We start from the raw sequence: 5,182 nt of genomic DNA, 5'->3' as shown, positions 1-5,182 counted from the left end.
GCTCGACGACGCGCGGGCGCGGGCGCGGGAGGCGACCGAGCGCCTCGGCCTGACGGGCCGCGCCAACCAGCTCGCCGGCGAATTGTCCGGCGGCTGGAAACAGCGCCTCGCGCTCGGCGCCTGCATCATGCCCAAGCCGGACCTGCTGCTGCTCGACGAGCCCACCGCCGGCGTCGACCCCAAGGCGCGGCGCGATTTCTGGGACGAGATCCACCAGCTCGCCCATGAGGGCCTGACCGTGCTGGTCTCGACCCATTACATGGACGAGGCCGAGCGCTGCCACGAGATCGCCTATATCGCCTATGGCCATCTCTTGGCGCAGGGGACGGTCGCCGAAATCATCGCGCAATCTCGGCTGTCGACTTATGTGGTTTCGGGCGAGGATCTCGGCGGGCTGGCCGAACGGCTCAAGCACACGCCGGGCGTCGATATGGTGGCGCCTTTCGGCGCCAAGCTCCATGTCGCCGGCCGCGACGCCGCCGCGCTCGACCGCGTCGCCGCGCAATTTTCGGCGCCGGGCGTGGAGTGGACGCGCGACGCGCCCAATCTCGAAGACGTGTTCATCGACATGATGAGCCGCGCGCAGGACAATTACCCGTGACCGCCGCCGCGCCAGCCATCCCGCGCCTGCGCGTCGCGCTGCAACGGTTCTATGCCGTCTTCGTCAAGGAGCTGATCCAGCTCCGCCGCGACCGGCTGACCTTCGCGACCATGATCGCCATTCCGGTCATGCAGCTGATCCTGTTCGGCTTCGCGATCAATTCCGACCCCAAGCACCTGCCGACGGCGGTGCTCGACAATGATCACAGCGCCTTTTCGCGCCTGTTCGTCACCGCGCTGCGGGAGACCGATTATTTCGACATCCGCTATGCCTTGTCCGGGCCGCAGGAAATCGATCCGCTCATTCTTTCGGGCGCGGTGAATTTCGCCGTCGAAATCCCGCAGGATTTCGCGCGAAAACTGGCGCGCGGCGAGAATCCGGCCATTCTGGTCGTCGCCGACGCCGCCGACCCGACCGCCGTCAATGGCGCGGCGATCGCGCTGAGCGGCATGGCGGCGCAGGTCTTCACCCGCGAATTGCTCGGGCCGCTACAAAATCTGTCCGCGAAACCGCCGCCTTATGAAGTGCGGCTGCAGAAACGCTACAATCCGGCGGGCGAGACCCGGCTGAATATCGTACCGGGACTCGTTGGCACCATTCTGACGCTCACCATGCTGATCTTCACGGCTTTGTCCGTGACGCGCGAGGTCGAGCGCGGCACGATGGAATCCATGCTGGCCATGCCGATCAATCCGGTCGAGATCATGCTCGGCAAGATCCTGCCCTATGCGGCGGTCGGCTTCTTCCAGATGGCGCTGATCGCGGTCGCCGCGCGCTTCATTTTCGATGTGCCGGTGGTCGGCAATCTCGGGACTTTCGTCGCTTTGACCATGCTTTTTATCGTGGCCAATCTCTCGGTCGGCTATACTTTCTCGACCATCGCCAAGAATCAGCTGCAGGCCATGCAGATGAGCTTTTTCTTCTTCCTGCCGAGCATTCTTCTGTCCGGCTTCATGTTTCCCTTCCGCGGCATGCCGGATTGGGCGCAGGACATCGGTTCGATCCTGCCGCTGACCCATTATCTGCGGATCGTGCGCGGGGTGATGCTGAAGGGCGCGGGCGTCTCCGATCTCGCCGCCGACGCCGCCGCGCTTGGCGCCTTCACGCTCGCCGCCATGACCGTCGCGGTCCTGCGCTTCCGCCAGACCCTGGACTGAGACGGCCCGCCGATGAGCGAGAATCTACAAGACATCCTCTTGATGCTCAGCGTCGCCATGCTGGTCGCGCTGGCGGCGCGGCGCGTGAAGCTGCCCTATACGATCGGACTGGTGATCGTCGGCGCCTTGCTCGCCGATTCCAAGATCGAGATCGGCCCGGACCTCACCTCCGAGCTGATCCTCGACCTCATCCTGCCGCCGCTGCTGTTCGAGGCGGCGCTCGCCCTGCGCTGGCGCGATCTGCGCGCTGATCTCGCACCGATCCTGACCTTTTCCATCCTCGGCACAATCCTCGCCATGGCCGCTGTCGCGGCCGGTCTGGTCTGGTTGCTAGGCTGGCCATTGGCGCCGGCGCTGGTGTTCGGCGCTTTGATCTCCGCAACCGATCCGGTGGCGATCATCGCCATGTTCAAGGACAATAAATTCCACGGCCGGCTGAGCCTGCTGGTCGAGGCCGAGAGCCTGTTCAACGACGGCGCCGCCGCCGTGCTGTTCGCCTTGGCGCTGGCCTGGACGCAGGCCGGAGAGCACGCGCCTTCGGCGGTCGAAGCCGCGCTGACCTTGGCGCGCGTGGTGGCCGGCGGCCTCTGCGTCGGCGCGGCGATGGGCGCTATGGCGATCGTGCTGTCGCGCGGCACGTCGGATCATCTGGTCGAATTGACGCTCTCGACCATCGCGGCTTTCGGCTCCTTTCTGGTGGCGGAGCGGCTGCAGGTCTCGGGCGTGCTGGCGACCGTGGCGGCCGGGCTCGTCATCGGCAATTTCGGCATTTTTAGCCCCGATGAGCGTTCGTTTCTCAGCAAGCGCGGCCGCGAGGCCATGACCAACCATTGGGAATTCGCCGCCTTTCTCGCCAATTCGGTCATCTTCCTGCTGATCGGCGCCAATGTCGCCGTGATGCATTACGAGACCTATGGCCCGGTCGTGGTCGGCGGCGTCATCGCGCTGACGCTGGTTTCGCGCGCGCTCGCGGTCTATCCGCTGGCGCTGCTGTTTCGCGGGCGCGCCAACGCCATTGCGCCGGCCGAACAGCATGTGTTGTGGTGGGGCGGCTTGCGCGGCGCGCTCGGCCTCGCGCTGGCGCTGTCGCTGCCAGCCTCGCTGCCGCTGCGCGACGAGATCGTCGTGGTCACGTTCGGCGTGGTGGCCTTTTCCATCGTCGTCCAGGGCCTGACCATGCCGCCTTTGCTGCGGTTGCTGGGCTTCCTGCCGTCGCCGCGCTAATGGCGCGGACGCCAACGGGGCCTTGCTTTTCCGTTCCAACAAGACATTTGGCCTTTGGCGCGAATGAGGCTAAGCAGGGCGCAACCCAGCCTCCTGGCGCGGGCCGGCCGCCCTGTCGAAAATCCCGTCTCATGCACCTTTTTCTCGTTGTTCTTGCCGGCTTTGGCGCGGGCTTCATCAACGCCCTGGCCGGCGGCGGCTCCTTCCTGACCTTTCCGTCCCTGATCGCGGTCGGCCTCTCCGCCATCGACGCCAACGCCACCTCCACCGTCGCCTTGTTCCCGGCGCAGGTCGCGACGACCTTCGCCTACAGGGACGGCCTGCGGAAATCGCTGGAGGACCCGCGCATCGACGGCCGCATGCTGGCGATCATTTCGCTGGTCGGCGGCTTTTTCGGCGCCCTCCTGCTGCTCGGCACTTCGGAACAGTTTTTCGAGCGGATCGTGCCCTTCCTGCTGCTCGGCGCGACTTTGGTGTTCGCCTTGGGCATGGTCATGCCGAAGCAATCCGAGACGCAATGGCTTGGACCGGCGGCGATCCTGATCGTGCAGGTGTTCGTGGCGATCTATGGCGGCTATTTCGGCGGCGGCATCGGCATTCTGATGCTGGCGGCGCTGACGCTTTACGGGCTGAAAGACATCGTGCTGATGAACAGCCTGAAAATGCTGCTCGCATCGCTGATGAACGCCACCGCCACCGCCGTCTTCCTGTTTTCGGGCCGCATCCATTGGCTTGAGGCGATCATTCTCTCAGGCGGGTCGATCGCGGGCGGCTTCGTCGGCGCCCATGCCGGCACGCGGATTCCGCCGCTGTTCGTGCGGCTGTTCGTGATCTTCATCGGCCTTGTGCTGAGCCTGCATTTCTATCTGAAAGCCTTCTGACGGAGGGATCCATGTCCGCCTTGCCCGAGACCATGCGCGAGATCTTTTTCGACGGAGCCGGCGGCCCCGACGTCATCAAGCTGCGCGCGGCGCCGGTCCCGCAAGCCGGCCCCGGCAAGGTTCTGATCGAAGTGGTCGCGGCCGGGATCAACCGGCCCGACTGCATCCAGCGCGCCGGGCTCTACCCGCCCCCGCCCGGCGAAAGCGACATTCCCGGGCTGGAGATCGCCGGCCGCGTCGTCGCGCTGGGCGAAGGCGTCGACAGCGTGAAGATCGGCGACGAAATCTGCGCTTTGGTCGGCTGCGGCGGCTATGCGGATTATTGCCTCGCGGACGCCGCGCTTTGCCTGCCGAAGCCCGCGCCGCTGACTTTGATTGAGGCGGCGGGCGTCCCCGAGACCTTTTTCACCGTCTATGACAATGTCTTCACCCGCGGCGCGCTCAAAGCCGACGAGGTCTTTCTGGTCCATGGCGGATCGAGCGGCATCGGCTCGACCGCGATCCAGCTTGCGAAACAATTTGGCGCGAAAGTATTCGCCACGGCCGGCTCGGCGGAAAAGGTCGCCTTTTGCAGGCAGCTTGGCGCGGATGTCGCCATCAATTACCGCGAACAGGATTTCGTCGCCGAGGTGAAGAGCCAGACCGGCAAGAAGGGCGCGGATGTCATCCTCGACATGGTCGGCGGCCCCTATCTGCAAAAGAACGTCGCGGCGCTGGCGCCCGACGGCCGCCTCGTCCAGATCGCCTTCCTGCAGGGCAGCAAGGTCAAGGAATTCGATTTCATGAGCGTGATGCTCAAGCGCCTGACGCTGACGGGCTCAACCTTGCGCGCGCGACCGCTGGCGACCAAGGCGGCCATTGCCGCCAAATTGCGCGAAAAGATCTGGCCGCTGCTCGACAGCGGCGCGGTCAAGCCAATGGTCCACGCGACTTTCCCGCTGGATCAGGCTCGCGCCGCCCATGAGCTGATGGAATCCTCAGCCCATCTGGGAAAAATCCTGCTGCTGACCGGTAAGTGACGGCCAAGAGCCGTCGCAACCGTCACTCACCCTTTCGCCATGCCCTCGAAGGCCGCATAGCTCGAAACCAGCGCCAGCACGAGCTGGCGCGTGTCCTTATCGCGAATGCGGGCGAAATCGCGCAGCAGCCGCTCCTCGTCGCCCGCCGCCTTGACGTCGTCCCCGTTCAGCCGAACCAGCCCCTGGGCGGTGACGGAAAAGCCTTCGAAAAATTCCGCCGGCGGCGCCTCCAGGGCGCGCGACAATCTGCGCAGCAATTCGGCCGAAATGCGCTCGCGTCCCTGTTCGAGATCGTCGAGG

The 5,182-nt window shown here is 65.2% G+C and carries 5 protein-coding genes and 1 pseudogene; 5 read left to right on the top strand and 1 reads right to left on the bottom strand.

Annotated elements, in window-relative coordinates; all coding sequences use genetic code 11:
• The 5 genes from ACE3S9_RS14495 to ACE3S9_RS14475 form a co-directional block, all read left to right on the top strand.
• Positions 1-601: ATP-binding cassette domain-containing protein (locus ACE3S9_RS14495; protein ID WP_374547189.1), on the top strand; the 601-nt coding region annotated here is incomplete at its 5' end.
• Complete coding sequence (locus ACE3S9_RS14490; RefSeq protein ID WP_374547188.1) at positions 598-1,758, top strand: ABC transporter permease; 1,161 nt, start codon at positions 598-600, stop codon at positions 1,756-1,758. The genes ACE3S9_RS14495 and ACE3S9_RS14490, both read left to right, overlap by 4 nt.
• A 12-nt stretch (positions 1,759-1,770) precedes the next feature.
• A complete protein-coding gene (locus tag ACE3S9_RS14485) occupies positions 1,771-2,982 on the top strand; it encodes a cation:proton antiporter (RefSeq protein WP_374547187.1) in 1,212 nt (403 codons plus the stop codon).
• Positions 2,983-3,113: 131 nt separating this feature from the next.
• Positions 3,114-3,863, top strand: a complete 750-nt coding sequence (locus ACE3S9_RS14480) for a sulfite exporter TauE/SafE family protein (protein WP_374547186.1) — start codon at positions 3,114-3,116, stop codon at positions 3,861-3,863.
• Between the two features lie 11 nt (positions 3,864-3,874).
• Positions 3,875-4,882 (top strand): NAD(P)H-quinone oxidoreductase, encoded by a 1,008-nt coding sequence (locus tag ACE3S9_RS14475; protein WP_374547185.1) that lies wholly within the window; start codon positions 3,875-3,877, stop codon positions 4,880-4,882.
• A gap of 26 nt (positions 4,883-4,908) precedes the next feature.
• Here the strand turns inward: ACE3S9_RS14475 and ACE3S9_RS14470 are convergent.
• Positions 4,909-5,182 (bottom strand): annotated as a pseudogene (locus ACE3S9_RS14470) (hypothetical protein); the annotation flags it as partial.

The organism is Rhodoblastus sp. (assembly GCF_041915505.1).
GTDB lineage: Bacteria > Pseudomonadota > Alphaproteobacteria > Rhizobiales > Beijerinckiaceae > Rhodoblastus.
This window is presented reverse-complemented; position numbering and strand designations above follow the sequence as displayed.

Bases quoted from the DNA above. Each gene is read 5' to 3' on its own strand.
- ACE3S9_RS14485 (WP_374547187.1), top strand. From the start codon at position 1,771: ATGAGCGAGAATCTACAAGACATCCTCTTGATGCTCAGCGTCGCCATG.
- ACE3S9_RS14480 (WP_374547186.1), top strand. From the start codon at position 3,114: ATGCACCTTTTTCTCGTTGTTCTTGCCGGCTTTGGCGCGGGCTTCATC.
- ACE3S9_RS14475 (WP_374547185.1), top strand. From the start codon at position 3,875: ATGTCCGCCTTGCCCGAGACCATGCGCGAGATCTTTTTCGACGGAGCC.